Raw genomic sequence first — 18,908 nt, 5'->3', positions numbered from 1 at the left:
GATAACCAAAATACGGGTTCTCCGGGCAACAGCCCTTCCTCTTCTATCCCTTATTCATACAATATGGTATCCCGAAATTAACGGGAACACCGAAAGGGAGGAATTGCAATGAGTGGTGTATTAGGAGGAGCTTTCACTTCAACTGCCGCTATTCTGGTTCTGTTTATTCTGCTGGTCATCATTACGAGAACGTTCTGTATCTAACCAGTTGAACCGGTTGACGTTTTTAAAACTCTGGTTCAGGCAGGAGCGGCCAGTCCGTCTTAAGTCGGCTTCCGTTTCTGCCGAAAATATAAAGAGGCATAAAGCTGCACTTATATTTAAAAAGCAAAAGGACCTTGACCTTGGCCCTTTTGCTTTTTTTCCATTTATCGGGTTATTCCGCCTTAGAAGAGCGTTTTATTCAAACAATATTTTTCAAGCGCCGCCTTCACGCCCTCCTCATTGTTGGACAGCGTTATTTCATTTGCAGCCGCCTTCACTTCAAGCGGGGAGTTGTCCATGGCGATGCCAAGACCTGCAAAGGTAAGCATTGAAATATCGTTGTAGTAGTTGCCGATGGCGAGCACATTTTCGGGTGCGATTCCCCGTTTTTCCGCCAGCTTCTTCAGCGCGGCCCCTTTGGAAGCATCCTTATGCATCAAATCAATAAAGAAATCGCCGCTTCGCAGCATGTTGAATTCCTGGCTCCACAGGCTCCATTCCGCCTGAACCTTATCCATAAAATCGGCTTGGCCGGCAGCCGTCATCTTGACGACAGGTTCCGGGGAGCTCTTCCAGTCGGGCATATTTTGCGGCGTAATCAAGAACTTCCGGTACATATCAAGCACTTCTTGACTAAGCCCGTCTGCTCCATCGACATAAAGATTAAAGGTGGTATTCACATCGAAATGAACGCCGTTCTCCCTGCAGTAATCGATGTAAGGCTGAAGCCCGTTCAAATTCATCGGAAATTCGTGGATGGTGGTATAAGAGTCACCTTGAACCTGTACGGTGGCCGCTCCGTTGTGGGTAATAATGGAGCCTTCAAGCCCCATATCCTGCATATAGGGAATTGAGCTTCGCGGCGCTCGGCCCGTGCATAAAACAATTTCGGCCCCTTGGGCGCTCGCGGCTTTTATGGCATCTGATGTCCCCTGAGTAAGGATATGGTTATCCGTAAGCAGAGTTCCATCCACATCCAGTGCGATGAGCTGGTATTTCATTACACCACTCCTAAACGTTTTCTAAAAGCCAGGCTTCCTGGTGTCCAGCCGAAAGGCAACACCTGCACTGCAAAAGCCAAGGCTTGTTTTCTTTATCTCTGATCCTTTTATGTTCCGGATTTCTGCTCCGCTGAATGGATGGTCCGGAGGGCTTCGATTTCTTCAGCCGTGAGCTCCCGGAACGCTCCCTTGGGCAAGCCTTCATCCAGCGCCAAGGTTCCCATACGAACCCGTTTTAAATACAGCACCCTGGAACCAACCGCTTCAAACATGCGCTTAACCTGATGAAATTTGCCTTCTACAATCGTCAGCGAAATTTGGCTCACTAGGTGTCCGTCCGCTTCCTCATAGCAGCCTTGCACCTCAAGCTCCGCAGGCTTCGTTACATATCCGTCGTCCAGTTTGACGCCAGCGGCAAATTTCTTCCTATGGTCGTCGCCGATGGTTCCGGCAACCTTCGCTTCGTACGTCTTGGGAACATGCTTGCGCGGCGACAGCAGCTCGTGGGCCAGCGCTCCGTCATTCGTCAGCAGCAAAAGCCCTTCCGTATCCTTGTCGAGCCTTCCCACCGGAAAAGGGGAGAATGCCCGGTACTCCCTTGGCAAAAGGTCAATGACCGTTCTGTCCCGGTTGTCTTCGGTCGCCGATACCACCCCGTCAGGTTTATGAAGCATAATGTAAATATGCTCTCTGTAAACAACGGGCTCACCGTCAACCTCAACCCGGTTCAAACCGGGGCTCACCTGCATTCCGCTGTCCTTGACCCTGACGCCATCTACCGTAACTCTTCCCTGTTTCACAAGCTTCTTTATATCCGAACGGGAGCCGATGCCCATATGGCCCAGCATCTTATCGATTCGCAGCGTATTTTTGCCGGTTCCCATTTTCAAGTCCACCTCCAGCCCGCCGGATATTCGTTCTTAAGCATGCCGTCCTGCCATTTGCCCCAACCAAGGGAATAGCCGTCGACACCTACGAGAACATATCCCTTGGGATCGCAGCCGCGTAAGACCAGCCTGTCTGCCGGAATTTGCAGCGTGTCGCCTTTCAGATATTTTACCGCCTCTCCATCTTCTGCGTAAAGATTAAGCCATCGCAAGGCCTCTTCCGGCTTCAGCGCCGCTGCAAGCGGATGCCCGGGCGTGAAACGTCCGTTCTTCACCGTTCCGGCATACCAACCCGGCCGAATCGTCCTCAGTCCGTTCAGCCTTGCCGGATGAAGCGGAGACAGATATACATGAGACCCGAAAAGCACAGGCTGAGCCTCATGAATCGTCCCTTTCTCCAAATGAGCCGAAGCAAAGGCATGCCAGCTTTCAATCATCGCGGACGAATCCGCCCCATTCGCACCGTTCCGGCTGACTGCCTTCAAGTTGTTCGAGCCCGGCTTGCTTTTTCCCGCTTTTCTTTTGGCTGCCTGGATAGGAGCGCCTTCCCTGCCCGCCGAAGCCATAACCGTAGCCAGAACCTCCCGTTCATCCTGCTCGGGCAAAGGCCTGCCCGTATGGCGAAGCACGGCGACAAAATGCCCTTCCCCTTTGATGAGATGGGGCCACAGACGCCCTGTTTCCGCGGTTTTAGCTGCCGCTTCCCGGGAACATTCTTCGGCTTCCGATCGTTCAGGAGCAGAAACCTCAAGCCATTCAGGACGCCCTCTGGATATGTCCCATTCCTTCGGAAGCGGCACAACTTCAAATTCGGGATGCCTGCTTAGAAAAGCGGCGATCTGCCCTTCGTTCTCTTCCGGTGCAAAGGTGCAGGTCGAATAGACGATCGTCCCCCCAGGTGCGAGAAGCCCGGCTGCAGTCTGCAGTATATCCCGCTGCATCATCGAGCATTTCTCCACCGAGTGCTTCGCCCACTCGCGGGCCATATCGGCATCCTTGCGGAACATACCCTCCCCGGAGCAGGGAGCGTCGATAAGAATCTTGCTGAAGTAGCCGGGAAAAGCGTTCCGGATTCGCTCCGGCGTTTCATTGAGCACTACGGCGTTTCTGACTCCGTAAAGCTCGATATTTTTGGCCAGCGCTTTGGTGCGCTGCTCGCTTATATCATTCGTGACCAGAACCCCGCGCCCCTGAAGCTTTGCCGCAATTTGCGTCGATTTGCCGCCGGGAGCGGCGCACAGATCGAGGACACGGTCTCCGGGCTTGACGTCAAGCGCTTCGACAGGCGCCATGGCGCTCGGTTCCTGAATATAGTACAAACCGGCATGATAATAAGGGTGCTTGCCCGGCTTCAGTCCCTCTTCGATATAAAATCCCGTATCGCACCACGGAACCGGCTGCAGGTCAAAAGGAGTACGCTCGAGAAAAGCCTCCGGAGCGATTTTGAGCGTATTGACCCGAACGCCCGCAAACCTGGGCTGCTCATAAGAAGCGAGATAGGCCGGATATTCGCTCCCGAGCAGGGTCTGCATTCGCGCAAGAAACAATGGAGGCAGTGAAACGGCCATACTGACACCCTTTCAAATTGGTAATTTGACAAAAACGCCGTACCCAAAAGCGCTAGGTACGGTTTCTTCCACGCAGTTCATGCTTGGGCCCACGCTGCCGTCTGAGCTGCAGAGGCACATTCGGTTTGATCAAGGCAGATGCCTCCTCCACAGCTTCGGCAAGACGGGGATCAACAATATGGATGGATAAATCATAATACGGAAATGGCTCCTCGCAGTGCTGCTCCAATTGCTTGACATATTGGATAACTTCTCTTTTTAACCTTTCAAAGTCAATTCCGAGACTGTCCGAAGGATAAGGCGCGAGCTTATCCGCTGCTGACCGGAGCATCTTGAGGCTGCCGACAACGTTGCCGGCGCGGAAGTGAAACAGGCCCACAGCAACCTGGAGCAATCCTTTATACAGCGGCTCGCTCCCTTTGGACAACCACAATTCCTCCATCGCCTCATGGCATTCGAAATAATCGCGGTCCCGGTTGAAATAAATCAAAAAAGCGACAAGCAAGGGATCAAAAGTCATCTTTACGCTCCGTATCAAGTCTCTTTTTGGCTTCCTTCAGCATATCCTTAATGCTTTCGAGCAAATCCTTCATTGCAATCAGATCACGCTTTTCCCAAATTTCATTGAACTTCCGCTGGGCTTCGATCGCCTCGCTGACCTTATGAAAGAAATAGAGCTTGTGGATCGAATCCAGCGTATCGGAAACGAGATTGGCGTCATCCTCAAATGACTTCTGGGATTCCAAAATTTCTTCACGGATGCTGGACATTTCGTTATCAAGGACGAACGCAGCTTCTGCTGCTTTCTTCAGCCGATCCTTCATCTCCGGAGGCAGGCTGTCGCGGTATTTGTAATTCAGGGAATGTTCGATCGTCGCCCAGAAGTTCATCGCAAGCGTCCGGATCTGAATCTCCGCCAGCACCGGTTTCTGTCCGAGCGCCGTTTGTACCGGATATTCAACGATCATATGGAAGCTGCGGTAGCCGCTTTCCTTGTAATTGGTGATATAGTCCTTCTCGTATAGCACCCGCAGGTCTTTGCGCCCCCGGATATATTCGGCGACGCGCCGAATATCTTCAACGAATTGGCACATAATGCGAATCCCCGCAATGTCCTCGATTCCGGTTTCCAGATCTTCCATCGCCACGTTCAATCGCTTCGCCTTGTCCAAAATGCTGGATATCTTCTTCACACGTCCGGTTACAAATTCGATCGGAGCATATTCTTCGCGTTTTTTGAGCTCCGCACGCATCGTTTTAAACTTTACTTTCAGTTCCTCCACAGTCTGCTCATAAGGAAGAAGAAAGGTCCCCCAATCTCTGCCGTCCATAGTCTGTTCCTCCTGTCAGATAACCCGCCTTTTTAGCGATGATCAGCTCCCACCGCTTCGGATATATGTTTAAATCCGTCACGCAGCATACATTCCTTAAGTCCGCTGTACAGCTTGCGGTTGATCTCGGGTCCCTCGTAAATAAGGGCGGTATAAATCTCAACCAGGCTTGCTCCGGCCCGGATTTTCCGGTAGGCGTCTTCACTGTTAAATATGCCGCCCGAACCGATGATGGGCAGGCTTCCGCCCGTCTGCCGGTAAACCCGGCGCACGATTTCCGTAGATCGTTCCTGAAGCGGCTTTCCGCTGAGCCCGCCGGTTTCTTTGGCATGCGGATGCCTGAGGCCTTCGCGCGATACGGTCGTATTGGTCGCGATGATCCCCGATACCCCGCTCTTCGAAATCGTATCAACCATATATTCAAGCTCCTCATCGGTTACGTCCGGCGCAATCTTCACCAGAACAGCTTTGGAAGCCCCGTACTTCTCTCCCTGGCTCCGCATTTCGTCCACGACCTGCCGCAAAAGAACAGCGAGCTCGCTGCCATGCTGCAGGTTCCTAAGGTCAGGGGTGTTCGGGGAACTGATGTTCACGACAAAGAAATCCGCCTCGGGATAAAGAGCTTGAATGCATTTCTTATAATCATTATACGCCTCTTCATTCGGCGTTGTTTTATTTTTCCCGATATTTACGGCAATCGGAATAGGGCGTTTCTTTAGCCCGCCCAGCTTTTTCGCCATTTCGTCTGCGCCTTTGTTGTTAAAGCCCATCCGGTTAATAAGCGCTTCATCGGGGGGAAGGCGGAACAGCCTAGGCTGTTCATTTCCCGGTTGGCTCTTTGGCGTTACCGTCCCAACTTCCATGAAACCAAAGCCAATTGACGAGAAGCCTGCGGCGGCTTCGGCGTTTTTATCCAATCCAGCTGCCAGGCCGACCGGCGACGGAAAATGCAGTCCAAACAAGTCGACCGCCAGTTCCGGCGACTCCTTGATCCCGTACAAAGATTTAAGCAGAGCGGTTCCGCCCGGCATTCTTGAAGCTTTATGTAATCCACCGATCACGAGATGGTGTGCTTGCTCAGGGTCCAGTCTGAAAAAAATCGGTTTGCCAAAGTTGCGATACAGCACTGATTATTCACTCCGTTCTTTTAGCGGTGCGCAAAAAAAAGCGGCGCACGGATATTCCTTGTTCCAGTTTAGCGTTTCCGGCTGCAAAAGGAAAGTTTTTGGAACGGAAATAAACAATTCAGTAATCACTTATATGGAAAAATGCAATGAAAGCCGTTACAATAGAGCTATCTCGTCCAAAGAGGCTGCCTAGACCGGCAGCCTCATATCAACGGAAGGAAGTGCTTCAAATGTCCACTAAAAGAAAGCCGCCCTCTCTTCAACATAAGAAAGAAGAAGTAAACAAAAAGGCGCTGATTTGGCTTGGATCTATTCTGGCCGCCATCGTCATTTTTTTTGCTGTAATGCTTATTCTTGTGAAATCCTAACTTAACCAGTGATACGTTTTATGGGGGTTGCTCTGGTCCTGTCGGTCGGGAAGCTTGAATCTGCTGCCTGCTCCCGGTTTCAAGTCCGGCAGGATCCCCTTTCCTATCGTCACCCGCGTTCCTTTGGGAACCAGATCAAACAGTTCTTCCACGTCTTCCTTCGCCATCCTTACACAGCCCAGCGACTCGTCTTTGCCGATGCTGTCCTCTTCGTTCGTCCCGTGAATGGCGTAATTGCCACCGGATAATCCCATTCCCCTGCTGCCGAATTCTCCATCATCACGTCCATTCGGATTGATGACCTTCTCCACAATTTGAAAAGTGCCTTCCGGTGTCCGCCCTCCGCCCAGTCCGACCTTATATATACGCAAAATAACGTTGCCGCTCACTAAAGCAAGCAAATGCTTCTCCCGATCCACCTTGATCTCCAGCGGTTCATGTAAATACGGTTCCAAGTCTGGAGAACTCTTCGCTGCATCTGCCGGTTCCCCGGCAGCAGTACCGTTCCCCTCAGCCCGTTGTTTTACGCTTGCCAGCACTTTATCAAAAGAAAGGGCAGCCGATGGCGCGTCACCCGCAATCCAGTTATCGGGATATGGACGGTTCAATTCGGCCAGCTTGCCGGGATAATGGCCGGTTTCCTCCTTGAAATGCAGAATGGCCGAAGTGAGCAGAGCCATAAGCTCCTGATTGTCGATCCAATCTCCCGCTTTTTGGCGAAGCGCTGTACTGTCAGGCGGCTTGCAGCCGCAAGTCGCGGCGTTTAGAGCCTGAACCGATGTTCTGCCGGCTGAAGCTTCCCGTTCCATAATATATTCCAATGGCATATCCCGACTCCAAATCAGCCAGCTATCCTTTCGCTGCATCCCAAGAATTCCGGTGATTTTAGCCTGACCGGCTTCACCTCCAAGCAGCGCAGACAAAGCATCCGCCTTATCCAGCTCCGTGCCCAGCGGTTTCGCGGTAAACGACGGCTCCCGTTCGGAGCGGTCCGCAGCAGCGGAAACGGCCCCTTGTCCCTGATCCGGTACCGCTGAAGCGGAGGCTGCGGCAGGGCCGCCTAGCCGCTCTGACTTTGGCTGTGCCGTCCAGTATGGTGACAAGCACATCAAAACGAGCAGCATGAGCGCTGTCAGCCATTTGCGCCGTCTTGTCCGGTTCCTCGCTTTTCGCTTGGATTGTTCAAGCAGCTCTGCGGCGTACTCCTTCCAGATCCCTGCAGGCGTTTTGCTGGATTCAAACGCTTCATAAATATCGCCGGCCTGCATGTAGCAGTAATTTGCTTTGCCTTCTTGTCCGCTCTGTTCGTATTCTTTCCCCAGCAAATACCAGGCCATTCGGTTATCCGGGTGCATCCGGACATAATCTTTCAAATATGCCGAATTGTTCATCATAACCTCCGTTTACGGACCAGACTCGGGCCTCCCGCTTGTTTACATAGAAATCAAACCCTTATTAACTATTATCGGCCTGTAAATGCGGAAATGAATATGCAGGCAAAAGCCCCACCTAGCCAAAACCTTTTCTTCATCCTCCGCTATTTTGTAAAAAAAAACATCCCCCACCCATCGGCGAGAGATGTTTCTTACGTTATGGCAACTAGCATGAAAATTGAACCTTACTTGCTGAAAGGCTCGTCGGCAATTTTGATGGAATCCGTCGGACAGCCGTCGCACGCATCCTGAAGATCGTCGTACAAATCTTCCTCAATTGCAGTTACGCCACGGTTTCCGTCATTTTGATAGATCACTTCTGCCAAGCCTTCATCGTCATAATCGTAAATGTCCGGTGCTGTGGCTCCACAAGCGCCGCATGCGATGCAGGTATCTTTATCAACCCAAGTATATTTAGCCATTTCTTCTGCCTCCTGTTAAAAACGTTACAAGTCCGGTGCACCCCTGGCACCCTCAAGCTCCAATATAATATAAAAAGATGACAATTTCAATTGAATTGACAGCTTGTTTTATCATATTATGATTTAATGCGTATCTTCATTCCGTAAAAAATCCATTTGCAGCGACGTTCCCCGAAGCTTGTGGTTTCGAATCAGCGAGGACGGATCATCGCCCAGCATGCCCGCCGTCAGCACAGCGCTTTCTCCAAATTTATCGCGCAGCTCGTCCATAACGCGGGTTAGCCGCTCTATCTTGGGCTGTTTTTCATAGCTGAACAAATCAAGCTGCATAGCCGACTCTTCCCGCGGAACCAAATTCTGCAGCGTGATCCCGAGCAGACGAACCGGCTTTCCTTCCTTCCAGTGCTTCCGGAAAAGCTTGCATGCTTCATGGTAAATCTCGTCCGCTGTTTCAGTAACGCTCGGAAGGGTTTGCGACCTGGTGATCGTCTTCATGTCCGGCGTGCGGATGGTGATTTGAACGGTTTGCGCCATAAGTCCCTGCCGCCGCATTCTTCGCGAAACCTGATCCGCCAAATTCAACATTACCCGCTGTACATCTTCCATGTCGCTGATGTCTTTGGGCAAAGTCGTGGTATGGCCAATGGACTTATTCTTGTCCTTCTCCTCCCGAACCGGGGAATGATCGATTCCGGCCGCCGCCTGTTTCATCCACAGACCCATGACGCCAAAGCGCTGTTGAAGCAGGCTTTCATCAGCCGCCGCAAGCTGACCGATCGTATAAATGTTCAGCTTCTTCAGCTTGTCGGCCGTCCTCCCGCCGATCCCGAACAATTGGGAGCACGGTTTATCCCAGAGCAGCTCCGGAACGTCCCGGATTCGAAGCACCGTTATTCCGTTCGGCTTTTTCATGTCGGAAGCCATTTTGGCCAAAAGCTTGTTCGGAGCAATTCCGATAGAACACGGCAGGCCCAGCTCTTCTTTTACCCGGTGGTGAATTTCTTCCGCGATCCCAAGAGGCGTTCCAAACTGCCTGGAGCCGGTAATATCCAAATAGCATTCGTCGATGGATGCGGCCTGCAGCAGGGGAGTGTACTCATAGGCGATGTTCATGAAAGCCCGGGAATAGCGGCGATATAGATGAAAATCAGGTTGAATCACGACCAGATCGGGACATTTCTTCATGGCCTGGCTGACAAGCATCCCTGTAGATACGCCCATTTTTCGCGCCGCATAAGAGCAGGTTACGATAATTCCCTTTCGGAGCTCGGCGCTTCCCGCGACGGCTGTCGGCCTGCCGGCATATTTGTCCGGCTCCTCAGCCGCATGGACGGAACAATAGAAGGCGTTCATATCGATATGTAGAATAACGCGTCCTTTTGCCGGATAGTATTGATCCACCTCATTCATGCCATCTATCCCCCCGTTTTGCAAAACAAATTATACAAATGGGTAAAACCATGTTACATTAAAGGAGTAAAGCATTGTAGAAATCTCTTCGACATCGTTTATAATAATTAATTATATCAAATATCAGACTTTTTTTTCATGAAATTCAAAAGGGGGACTCTCCATGTCAAAGGCTTTATCTATCTTCGACACTACATTGCGAGATGGCACTCAAGGCGAAGGTATCAGCCTGTCGGCCGACGATAAATTAAAAATCGCCAAAAAGTTGGACCATTTGGGCGTTCATTATATCGAAGGCGGCATTCCGGGGAGCAACAGTAAAGATATAGAATTTTTCCGCAGAGTTCAGGAGCTTCATTTGAATGCAAAAATAACCGCCTTCGGCAGCACACGGCGCAAGGACAGCATCGCGCACGAGGACGCGAACCTGAACCGGATTATCGAATCCGGCGTTCAGGCTGCAACCCTTGTCGGCAAATCGTGGGACTTCCATGTCCATACCGCTCTCCAGACTTCGCTGGAAGAGAATCTGGCCATGATTGCAGACTCCATCGCCTATTTGAAGCAAAAAGGGCTTGAAGTTATTTTTGATGCGGAGCATTTCTTTGACGGCTATAAACACAATCCGGAATATGCGGTTGCCGTAATGAAGAAGGCTTCTGAAGCAGGCGCCGACTGGCTCGTTATGTGCGATACGAACGGGGGCAGCATGCCCGGAGAGGTTCAGAGCATCGTAAGTTCTTTGAAAGAGCAGCTTGGAGATGTCCAGCTTGGCATCCACACTCACAATGATTGTGAACTGGCGGTGGCCAATGCCATCAGTGCCGTCCAGGCCGGAGCGCGGCAAATCCAGGGCACGATGAACGGGTACGGCGAACGCTGCGGCAACGCCAACCTGTGCTCTGTCATTCCCAATTTGCAGCTGAAGCTGGGTTATGAGGTGATCGGTGACGAAAAATTGAGTCAATTGGCCAACACCGCAAGGTACATCAGCGAAATCGCCAATGTCCATCTGCCGAACAACCAGCCTTACGTCGGCTCATCGGCTTTTGCCCATAAAGGAGGCATCCACGTTTCGGCCATCCTGCGCGATTCGCGGACTTATGAGCACGTTGCTCCAGAAAGTGTCGGCAACAAGCAGCGAGTCCTTGTGTCCGAGCTTGCGGGCCAGAGCAATGTCCTGTCCAAAGCAAAGGAGATGGGCATCAGCTTTGATCCGGACAACAACCGGACCAAAGAAGTCATTCAGAAGATCAAGGATCTGGAGCATCAAGGCTACCAGTTTGAAGGTGCTGATGCTTCGCTGGAGATGCTGCTTCGAGGGGCAAACGGCGAGATCGAAGAAAAGTTTGTCTTTGAATCGTTTAAAATGCTGGTGGAAAAAACAGCCGGCAAGCCGGTTGTATCGGAAGCGTTCGTCAAGCTGAACGTTGGCGGTTCAAGCGTTTATACGGCCGCTGAAGGTAACGGCCCGGTCAACGCGCTCGACAATGCGCTCCGTAAAGCGCTTGTTACGTACTTCCCCCGCCTCAAAGAGATGCACCTCTCGGACTATAAGGTCCGGGTGCTGGACGAGAAAGATGCTACGGCCGCCAAAGTTCGGGTGCTGATCGAATCCCGCGATATGGCAAGCAGCTGGAACACGGTCGGGGTATCCGAAAACGTCATTGAAGCAAGCTGGGAAGCTTTGGTAGACAGTATCCGTTATGCCTTGCTTGGGGAAACCTACAACGAAAGCTTGTCCGAAGAGCCTGAGCAAAGCCACGGACTTGTCAATCATTAAAATAACGCTTCTACGCAGACGCAAAAGCCCGGACATTCTCTTCTAACAAAGAACGTGAATGTCCGGGCTTTTTAATGCCGTTAACCTTATCAAAGCTCCCGCGACGCGAAGCTTAAATAACTTGCTGCTGCATCGGTGCGCTGCTGACCTCCAAGGCTTTCTATATGGCTATGAGGTTCAATCCGCAATCAGTTTGCGCACTTTATCTTCCAATTGCTCCGGAGGCAGCAATCCGATTACTATATCGCGCACAACACCGCTGCGGTCGATTAATACCTGGGTCGGAAAGGCAGCTCCATTATATTGTTCGAAAACCCTTTCACTTGTGTCAAGTAGGATCGGAAAATGAAGCCCATACTGCTTCACGAACGATTTCACGCTGGTTTGATCATCATAAGCCGTAACGTTAACCCCGTAGAGATCGAGCTTACCTTTATATTTGGCTGCAAGCTTTTCCAAATCAGGAGCCTCAAGCCTGCACGGTTCACACCAGGACGCCCAGAAATTGAGCAGAAGCGCTTTGTCCCGTTCTCCGCCAACCTGATACACCTTGCCGTCCAAGCCTTCAAGCTTAAAGGAAGGGGCCGCTTCTCCGGGTTTAACCGTTCGCCCTGCCGCCAGTAAGCCGGCAAATGCCGAAAGCTCTGAATGGGCCTGCTCCTTTGTTAGTGTCAGGCTGCTCCTGGAAGATGATGCGTGGGCATAATTTTGCCGAAGCGGCAGAGCATGGTCGATAATTCCTGTCATAAGTGCAGCGGCAACGGTTATCGCAAAACCTGTTCTGCATAAGCGTTTTCTGTTTAGCTTCATCGTATCGTTCCTTTGCGGTATGATTGTATCAGCAGATAGTATCTATTGTGCCCAATCCGGATCAAACCTTACATTCATTACCGGAAAGGAATACGACTATGGACTCTGAACAATCCCAGCATGAAACTGTCCCCTCTATACTGGCAAGTGAGATTACGATTCAAGAGATCGAAAAACATATGGCCCTCTGTCATCCGCAAGAGGGATGCGGTATTTTGTTTGGCGGCATGGGGCAGTCCGGATGGCGGATTGACGGATTCGAACCCTGCCGCAACATGTCGCGGGAGCCGGGCCGAAGCTTCCAGCTTGATCCCGCTGTTTGGATCAAACACAGCTTCTCTCCGCGCTTGCTGGGCATCGTACACAGTCATCCGGTTTCAGCAGCCGCTCCTTCCCCTGAAGATATGAAACAGCTTCAATCATTCGGAGCCATGATACGGGTCTATGTTATCGTTTCATCACAAAAAAACTCCAGCAATTTGTCCGCTTATACGGTCGAATTGGTGGAGCAAGGCGTCTATGCTCTGAGAAAATGCGCACTATTACGAATGGCTTAGAAAAACATACAGGTCGCCCAGTGTTTGAACTCCCTTTTCACCAAGCTGCTCAATAAGTGCCGTCCATAAGAAGGCAGTCATTTTGGCATCCTCAAGCGCATGGTGACGTCTTGTAACCGGTATGCCGTAAACCTCAAGCCACTCATCGAGCCCTGCGATCCGGCTGCTCGGATCGAGCTTCTGCGCAATCATCATGGTATCCAGCACCCGATGCGACAGATGAACCTTTGAGGTTTTCCACAAAGCCAAATCCAAAAATGCTTTATCATGACCGCTTCCGTGAGCAATAAGCACGCGGTCTTCCACAAAAGTCATAAAGCCGTGCAGTGCCTCCACTAACGAAGGCGCCTGCTCGGCCATTTCCTGGGTAATACCTGTTAAAGAAACAATCTCGGGCGGAACGGCTCGCGTGGGCTTAGACAAAGTGTGAATGATTTCATCCGTGTTGACGGCATCCCCCTCTACCTTAACAGCTCCAAACGACAGGATCTCATCCCCTTGCTTGGGATAAAACCCTGTCGTTTCCAAATCAAATACCGCCGTCTTTAGCTCTGTAAGATTTACATGCAGCGTCTCCGGTTTTCGAAGTCCTTTATTCAGCGATCTCAAAAAAGCAATTTGTTGGGCGCTTTCCGTCCCGAATACAGAGGCTATAGCTGATGGAACGCTTCGGCTTTTCAAGGCACTCCACAAACCGTGTGTTCTCCCCGGCTCTTTCATGGACGCCTCCTTTCCGCAAAACGGTGCTGCCTTTGAAGCATCCTATAAAGCTGTCGTACCGTTACGAGACTTTCTCTCAACTCTCTGAAAACTTCTTTCTGTCTGAGCGTTTCCTGGCTCAAGTAAGAATCGCTCTGAAGCACCCCTTCTTCCGTATGATAGGTGGTCATGGATCTGAACTTCAGCGCTTTTTGAAACGCCCTGCGCAGAGCGTCCATCCAGGGACGCGGGAAAGCTTCTAGTTCATGCAGCTTTGAGATCCTCTCCAGCGTTGAAGTTTCGGATATCCCATAATAAAGGGCCAGGCATCGGACACCATTCACAAGCGGAATATAAAGCCCGTATTTCACATCAAATTCGCCCGCATGTTCGCCGAACCGCTCGGTTATGACCTGTCCCAGTATATTCAAGGCAGCCTTATGTCTTACCGTATTACCAAGCAGGGCAGCTTCCAGTTCCTCGTCGCGTCTCATAATATCCATGAAATCACGACGCCATTCAGCAGCAAGGCTGCTGTCACCTGCAACGCACCTCATGTCGGAAGCAATAGTGAGATATCTGACATCCTCCCAGCGGGAGTCTTCTCTCCATTTTACAAGCTGCTGGTGCCAGCTTCCAAGGCTCTGCCTCCACATTCCGTTGGATACCATAACCTTGCCCTGGCATGGCGGATATCCCGTCTCTTCCAATATGACAGATAGCCTCAAGCCAAATTCCTCAAAATACTTTTCTGCTTCCTTACCCCCACCATCAGCGAAAATGATCCCATTGTCCTGATCGCTCCATGGTGTCTGTTCATAACGTCCGCCGCTTCCAAAAAGAACAAAAGCGAAGGGGACGGGAGGAACTCCCATACCAGCCTCCGCCATATTCCGTTCGCAGAGCTTTACAGCCTGAGACATAACTTCATCTTGCAAACGGTTCACGATCCCGTTCCACTCTTCTATGGAAACCGAGGAGAAAGCCTGAACCAGCTTGCTCTCCTCAGTCCACCTTGCCAGACGAAGATCACTGGAAGTCGCTGCGGAATGAATGCTTTGAAAATCAACATTGTTTAGAGGAGATTCTGAATTCACCCGGCGCACTTCCTCTCTCTAACGAATTTCTAGAAATCTAGGACTTAAATCTTATTTATCTTTGCCTGAATTGTTCAGCAGGCCCATTTGTTCAGGATAACCATAAGTACCATGTTCGCTGATATCCAGACCCATCGTTTCTTCTTCTTCCGTAACGCGAATGCCCATTACAGCTTTCATGATGCCCAGGATAATGAAGGAAAGAACGAGAACGAATGCGAATACCCCTACCATGCCAAGCGCCTGAATGCCAAGCTGTTTAAATCCGCCTCCGTAGATAAGACCCGGACCACCTACGGCAACAGTATCAGCAAGTTCCTTCGTTGCAAAGAAACCTGTCGAAAGAGCTCCCCACATCCCTGCAATACCGTGAACGGAGAAAGCGTAAACCGGATCGTCAAGACCAGCTTTTTCGAACCATTGTGCAGTGAAGAATGTTAATACGCCAGCAACTACGCCGATTACAACTGCGGCCCAAGGCTCAACGAAAGCACAAGAGCCTGTGATGGCTACCAAAGCTGCCAGTACGCCGTTCAGCATGCTTGGAATGTCCGCTTTGCCGAATACAGCCCAGGATACCAACAGTGCAGCCACACCGCCTGCCGCTGCAGCCAGGTTCGTTGTCATAGCAACGTACCCGAAGAACCCATCGTTAAGCGCAGTCAAACCGCTGCCTGGGTTAAATCCAAACCAGCCGAACCAAAGGATGATTACGCCGAGAACGGACAATACCTGGTTGTGTCCAGGAATGCTGTTTGGCTTGCCGTCTTTGCCATACTTGCCAAGACGCGGCTTCAACAGGAAAGTCGCCACAAGCGCTGCGGTTGCACCCGTCAAGTGAACGACTGCGGAACCGGCATAGTCCTGCATGCCCATTTTGGCCAGCCATCCGCCGCCCCATACCCAGTGAGCGATAATTGGATAGATAATGATCATGAACAGAACGCCGAAAACAATGTAAACACTGAGTTTGGCACGCTCAGCCAGACCGCCGCAGGCGATTGCCAGTGATACGGCAGCGAACGAAAATTGGAACAGGAACATGATGACCATCGGTACGCCGGAAGCTGTCAAAGCATCAAACGATCCGGTGTCAGCATTGCCTCCAAAGAAGAAGCCCGTGTAACCGAAGAATCCGTTGCCGTTACCAAAGCCAAAACCAAATCCCAATGCCCAGAAGGCAATTACTGCAATACCTACAGTAAGTACGGTTTTACCGGCAACGTGACCCGCATTCTTCATCCGGACGGAACCTGCTTCCAAGAGAGCAAAACCCGCTTGCATGAAGAACACAAGCACAAAGGCCATGAACACAAACAGTGAATCCAGACCAATCCTTACTGCTGGGGCTGTTACTTCATCTGCAGCAAATGCTGAGACAGGAAGCGCAAACAGCGAACCAAAAGTAAGTAAAGCCAACAACCACTTTTTCTTCATATAACCCTCTCCTTAATGTCATGTTTCTTAACATGTTTTTTATGTTAAAGCGATTATAATCAAAAACCTACTAAGTTGACAACAAAAATTTTTGAATCTCTTGAAAAAAAATATGATCGCCCTATTTCCCTTCCTTCCCATGTAATGTTTTTGTGTTCCTTCTATAAATAATGTGAAGGGGCAGAGAAAAGCATAACGTTTGACTGTATACTTTCTGATCCTGTATCATACGATGTATAAATAGAGATATATAAGCAAGAGAACGGCGGAATAGGAGTGATACCATTGGGAATATAAAATTGTACCGGATCGGCGAACTGGCCAAAGCGGCCGGAGTCAGTGAACGAACAATCGATTACTATACAAAGCTGGGATTGATCAAACCCGAAACCAGGACGGATAAAAATTACCGTTTGTACAGTCATGAAACCTTGAATCGACTGGAACGTATTAATCAGTGGAAGCAGGAAAAATATACACTGGAGGAGATTCGCGCTCGGTTAGAGCAATTAAACGATATTGACGAAGCGCAGGTTACAGAGAAGCTGACATCTCTTGAACTTCATTTGCAGCAGCTTGAACGCGAAGTGAAAGAGCTTGAACCGTTGATTTCCCAGATGAAGCCCGGACAAGCGAACAAAGCGTATATGCACCTTATGCCGCAAAGCCTCGCTTGTATCGAAGCGCTTCGTCTTTTGCTAAACAACGGACCGTTCACCTAAGAAAGCAAACAATCTAAACTTCATATGGAGGTATGACAAATGTATTTTGATGGAATGTACATTCTGATCATTATCGCGTTTATCTTTTCCCTGTGGGCGCAGTTCAGGGTTAAAGGAACTTTCAACAAATTTTCGAAATTTGAGAATTACAGCGGCATGACAGGACAAGAAGCAGCCCGCCGCATGCTTGATGCCAACGGCCTCTATGACGTTCCGATTGAGCCCGTTCGCGGAAGCCTGACAGACCATTATGATCCAATCCATCGTGTGGTTCGTCTCTCCGAGCCGGTTTATTATGAAAGAACCATTTCGGCCGTTTCGGTCGCCTGCCATGAAGTTGGCCATGCCATCCAGCATAAGGTGCACTATCCTATGCTCGTGCTGAGACACCGGATCTTCCCGGTTGTGAATATTGCTTCGGGTATCGCACCGTTTCTGCTGCTCGCCGGGTTTTTCTTTCAGTCGTTCAACCTGCTGGGCCTGGGCATCCTCTTCTTCTCTGTCGCGGTTGCGTTCCAGTTGATTACGCTTCCTGTTGAGTTTAATGCCAGCAACCGGGCCCGTAGAATTATGCTGGAGCAAGGCTATGTAAGCCCTAATGAAGAAAAGCAAGTCGGCAAGGTTCTGAATGCCGCCGCATTGACTTACGTTGCCGCAGCTTTGGTCTCCGTGCTTGAACTGCTGCGTTACATTCTGCTCTTCACTAGCAGCAATCGTGAATAATTTCGGGGCAATTTCATATTAGTTAGGCGCATGAAACAAATCTCCCGCGGGCTTCTGGCCTCACGGGAGATTTGTTTTTAAACCGAAATGTTCGAACAGAAAAGTACGGAACGACTGGGCAACTAAAGGAAGTTTATCATCCGAACGATAAATAAGTCCGATGGTGCGGGTTACTTTAGGGGTGTGGATTTTTACCTTGGCCGGCTCAAGGCTTCCGGTCTGAAACAAAGCCATCTCCGGCAGCAGACTGACCCCCATTCCGGCTGCGACCAAACCGCGAATCGTATCCGTCTCTTCTCCCTCAAATGCGATCTTCGGGGTAAAGCCCGCTTCCAGACAAGCGTGAAGCACAATGGGCCGGAGCGAGTATCCTTTGCTGAACAAAATGAATTTGTCTTCTTTTAACTGATTCAGCGCAATCTGCGATTCTCCGGCCAAAGGATGGCTTGGCGGAAGAATGGCATAAAGCTCCTCCGTTAACACGACGTTGCCCTCGACCTGGTCATGCTGCTCCGGTAACGGGGATATAAACGCAAGGTCAACATCTGCGGCGATCACATCCCGGATCAAGGTCGTGAACATTCCCTGCTTGAAGCGGAACTTCACATTCGGGTAACGTTTTTTGAATTCGGCTATAATGACAGGAAGCAAATGAACCCCAAGGCTGTGGGGAAAGCCGAGACGAATTTCGCCCTGCTCCGGATCTAAAAATTCATGCACCTCGGCAACAGCACGCTCCAAGTCTTTGAGAACGGTCTCAATTCTGCTGCAAAAGAGCTGGCCGACCGCAGTCAGTTGAAGATTTCGTCCCTTTTGCTTAAACAGCTCCACGCCAAGCTCTTTCTCAAGCTGATGAATCTGTCTGCTGACGGCCGATTGAGCGACATGCAGTTCTTCTGCCGCCTGCGTAACATGCTCCTTACTGGCCACTTTCACAAAATACTGCAGTTGTCTAAGTTCCACGCGATTGTTCGCTCCATTCCGAATGGCACTAATTTCACTGTATCATGTACACAGCCGAGGTTCAACGGCGTTTTAAAACCCGGATCAGCAGTCCGTAGATAAAAAAGCCTCCGATCAGTCCCCCCAGATGCCCCATCCAGTTAATATTGCTCACGGCAAACGAAAAAATGACGCCTACCATGAGAAGAGCATAGAGCGTTCTGCGGGAGCCCTCATCCATAAGATGACGCTGAAATAAGGCTAGAGTAAAGGGCAGAAAATTCTGCCCCTCCTCATCAAACCGTACGTGAGGTTTTCCCTCATACGGCTTTCCGATGTTCGTCATTCATGTGCATGCAGATCACAAGAGTGTCTTTAGCCCAAGTT

20 protein-coding genes and 1 pseudogene are annotated in these 18,908 nt (G+C 50.4%); 6 read left to right on the top strand and 15 right to left on the bottom strand.

What is annotated here, in order from left to right:
- Positions 1–108: 108 nt before the first annotated feature.
- Entirely contained in the window at positions 109–204 is a 96-nt protein-coding gene (locus K7397_RS18255; protein ID WP_223069642.1) for a YjcZ family sporulation protein, read from the top strand.
- Between the two features lie 182 nt (positions 205–386).
- On the opposite strand, the gene K7397_RS18250 is transcribed toward K7397_RS18255, so the two are convergent.
- The 6 genes from K7397_RS18250 to K7397_RS18225 form a co-directional block, all read right to left on the bottom strand.
- On the bottom strand, positions 387–1,205 hold the full coding sequence (locus tag K7397_RS18250; RefSeq protein WP_223069638.1) for a Cof-type HAD-IIB family hydrolase: 819 nt from the start codon (positions 1,203–1,205) through the stop codon (positions 387–389).
- A gap of 107 nt (positions 1,206–1,312) precedes the next feature.
- On the bottom strand, positions 1,313–2,089 hold the full coding sequence (locus K7397_RS18245) for a pseudouridine synthase (protein ID WP_223069636.1): 777 nt from the start codon (positions 2,087–2,089) through the stop codon (positions 1,313–1,315).
- A gap of 2 nt (positions 2,090–2,091) precedes the next feature.
- Entirely contained in the window at positions 2,092–3,660 is a 1,569-nt protein-coding gene (locus K7397_RS18240) for an RsmB/NOP family class I SAM-dependent RNA methyltransferase (RefSeq protein ID WP_223069635.1), read from the bottom strand.
- Between the two features lie 52 nt (positions 3,661–3,712).
- Positions 3,713–4,180, bottom strand: coding sequence for a DUF309 domain-containing protein (locus K7397_RS18235; protein ID WP_223069634.1), 468 nt, complete (start codon positions 4,178–4,180; stop codon positions 3,713–3,715).
- Positions 4,170–4,991 carry a GTP diphosphokinase gene (gene yjbM, locus K7397_RS18230; protein ID WP_223069633.1) on the bottom strand — a complete coding sequence of 274 codons (822 nt, stop codon included), beginning with the start codon at positions 4,989–4,991 and terminating at the stop codon, positions 4,170–4,172. Before yjbM ends, K7397_RS18235 begins: the two co-directional genes overlap by 11 nt.
- 32 nt (positions 4,992–5,023) lie before the next feature.
- Positions 5,024–6,118, bottom strand: coding sequence for a quinone-dependent dihydroorotate dehydrogenase (locus tag K7397_RS18225; protein WP_223069632.1), 1,095 nt, complete (start codon positions 6,116–6,118; stop codon positions 5,024–5,026).
- 230 nt (positions 6,119–6,348) lie between these two features.
- Here K7397_RS18225 and K7397_RS18220 point away from each other — a divergent pair, with 230 nt between their 5' ends.
- Entirely contained in the window at positions 6,349–6,486 is a 138-nt protein-coding gene (locus K7397_RS18220) for a hypothetical protein (protein ID WP_223069631.1), read from the top strand.
- Here K7397_RS18220 and K7397_RS18215 read toward each other — a convergent pair.
- The 3 genes from K7397_RS18215 to K7397_RS18205 form a co-directional block, all read right to left on the bottom strand.
- Positions 6,483–7,877 (bottom strand): L,D-transpeptidase, encoded by a 1,395-nt coding sequence (locus K7397_RS18215; protein WP_223069628.1) that lies wholly within the window; start codon positions 7,875–7,877, stop codon positions 6,483–6,485. The two genes, K7397_RS18220 and K7397_RS18215, sit on opposite strands and share 4 nt — an antisense overlap.
- A 227-nt stretch (positions 7,878–8,104) precedes the next feature.
- Positions 8,105–8,341: a ferredoxin gene (locus K7397_RS18210; protein WP_223069625.1), complete on the bottom strand. Its 237-nt coding sequence runs from the start codon at positions 8,339–8,341 to the stop codon at positions 8,105–8,107.
- Positions 8,342–8,464: 123 nt separating this feature from the next.
- Entirely contained in the window at positions 8,465–9,751 is a 1,287-nt protein-coding gene (locus K7397_RS18205) for a DNA polymerase IV (RefSeq protein WP_223069623.1), read from the bottom strand.
- Positions 9,752–9,914: 163 nt separating this feature from the next.
- On the opposite strand from K7397_RS18205, the gene cimA reads away from it, so the two are divergent.
- Positions 9,915–11,534, top strand: a complete 1,620-nt coding sequence (gene cimA / locus K7397_RS18200) for a citramalate synthase (protein WP_223069620.1) — start codon at positions 9,915–9,917, stop codon at positions 11,532–11,534.
- A gap of 177 nt (positions 11,535–11,711) precedes the next feature.
- Here cimA and K7397_RS18195 read toward each other — a convergent pair whose 3' ends face one another.
- Entirely contained in the window at positions 11,712–12,344 is a 633-nt protein-coding gene (locus K7397_RS18195; RefSeq protein ID WP_237691039.1) for a TlpA family protein disulfide reductase, read from the bottom strand.
- Positions 12,345–12,442: 98 nt separating this feature from the next.
- On the opposite strand from K7397_RS18195, the gene K7397_RS18190 reads away from it, so the two are divergent.
- The gene (locus tag K7397_RS18190; RefSeq protein WP_223069618.1) at positions 12,443–12,901 is read left to right on the top strand and encodes a M67 family metallopeptidase; all 459 of its coding nucleotides are present in this window, start codon (positions 12,443–12,445) and stop codon (positions 12,899–12,901) included.
- On the opposite strand, the gene K7397_RS18185 is transcribed toward K7397_RS18190, so the two are convergent.
- The 3 genes from K7397_RS18185 to K7397_RS18175 are packed head-to-tail and all read right to left on the bottom strand — an operon-like array spanning position 12,887 to position 16,134.
- Positions 12,887–13,621 (bottom strand): exonuclease domain-containing protein, encoded by a 735-nt coding sequence (locus K7397_RS18185; RefSeq protein WP_223069615.1) that lies wholly within the window; start codon positions 13,619–13,621, stop codon positions 12,887–12,889. The genes K7397_RS18190 and K7397_RS18185 overlap by 15 nt on opposite strands.
- Positions 13,618–14,697, bottom strand: a complete 1,080-nt coding sequence (locus tag K7397_RS18180) for a DUF294 nucleotidyltransferase-like domain-containing protein (RefSeq protein ID WP_223069611.1) — start codon at positions 14,695–14,697, stop codon at positions 13,618–13,620. Before K7397_RS18180 ends, K7397_RS18185 begins: the two co-directional genes overlap by 4 nt.
- A gap of 51 nt (positions 14,698–14,748) precedes the next feature.
- Positions 14,749–16,134 (bottom strand): ammonium transporter, encoded by a 1,386-nt coding sequence (locus K7397_RS18175; protein ID WP_223069609.1) that lies wholly within the window; start codon positions 16,132–16,134, stop codon positions 14,749–14,751.
- 293 nt (positions 16,135–16,427) lie between these two features.
- On the opposite strand from K7397_RS18175, the gene K7397_RS18170 reads away from it, so the two are divergent.
- Complete coding sequence (locus tag K7397_RS18170; RefSeq protein ID WP_223069720.1) at positions 16,428–16,856, top strand: MerR family transcriptional regulator; 429 nt, start codon at positions 16,428–16,430, stop codon at positions 16,854–16,856.
- A gap of 39 nt (positions 16,857–16,895) precedes the next feature.
- Complete coding sequence (locus K7397_RS18165; protein ID WP_223069606.1) at positions 16,896–17,579, top strand: zinc metallopeptidase; 684 nt, start codon at positions 16,896–16,898, stop codon at positions 17,577–17,579.
- Between the two features lie 60 nt (positions 17,580–17,639).
- Here K7397_RS18165 and gltC read toward each other — a convergent pair whose 3' ends face one another.
- Both gltC and K7397_RS18155 read right to left on the bottom strand, forming a co-directional pair.
- A complete protein-coding gene (gene gltC / locus K7397_RS18160; RefSeq protein ID WP_223069604.1) occupies positions 17,640–18,542 on the bottom strand; it encodes a glutamate biosynthesis transcriptional regulator GltC in 903 nt (300 codons plus the stop codon).
- 61 nt (positions 18,543–18,603) lie between these two features.
- A pseudogene (locus K7397_RS18155) lies at positions 18,604–18,786 on the bottom strand (rhomboid family intramembrane serine protease); the annotation flags it as partial.
- Positions 18,787–18,908 lie beyond the last annotated feature (122 nt).

Source organism: Paenibacillus caui, from assembly GCF_019904135.1.
Lineage (GTDB): Bacteria > Bacillota > Bacilli > Paenibacillales > Paenibacillaceae > Fontibacillus > Fontibacillus caui.
This window is presented reverse-complemented; position numbering and strand designations above follow the sequence as displayed.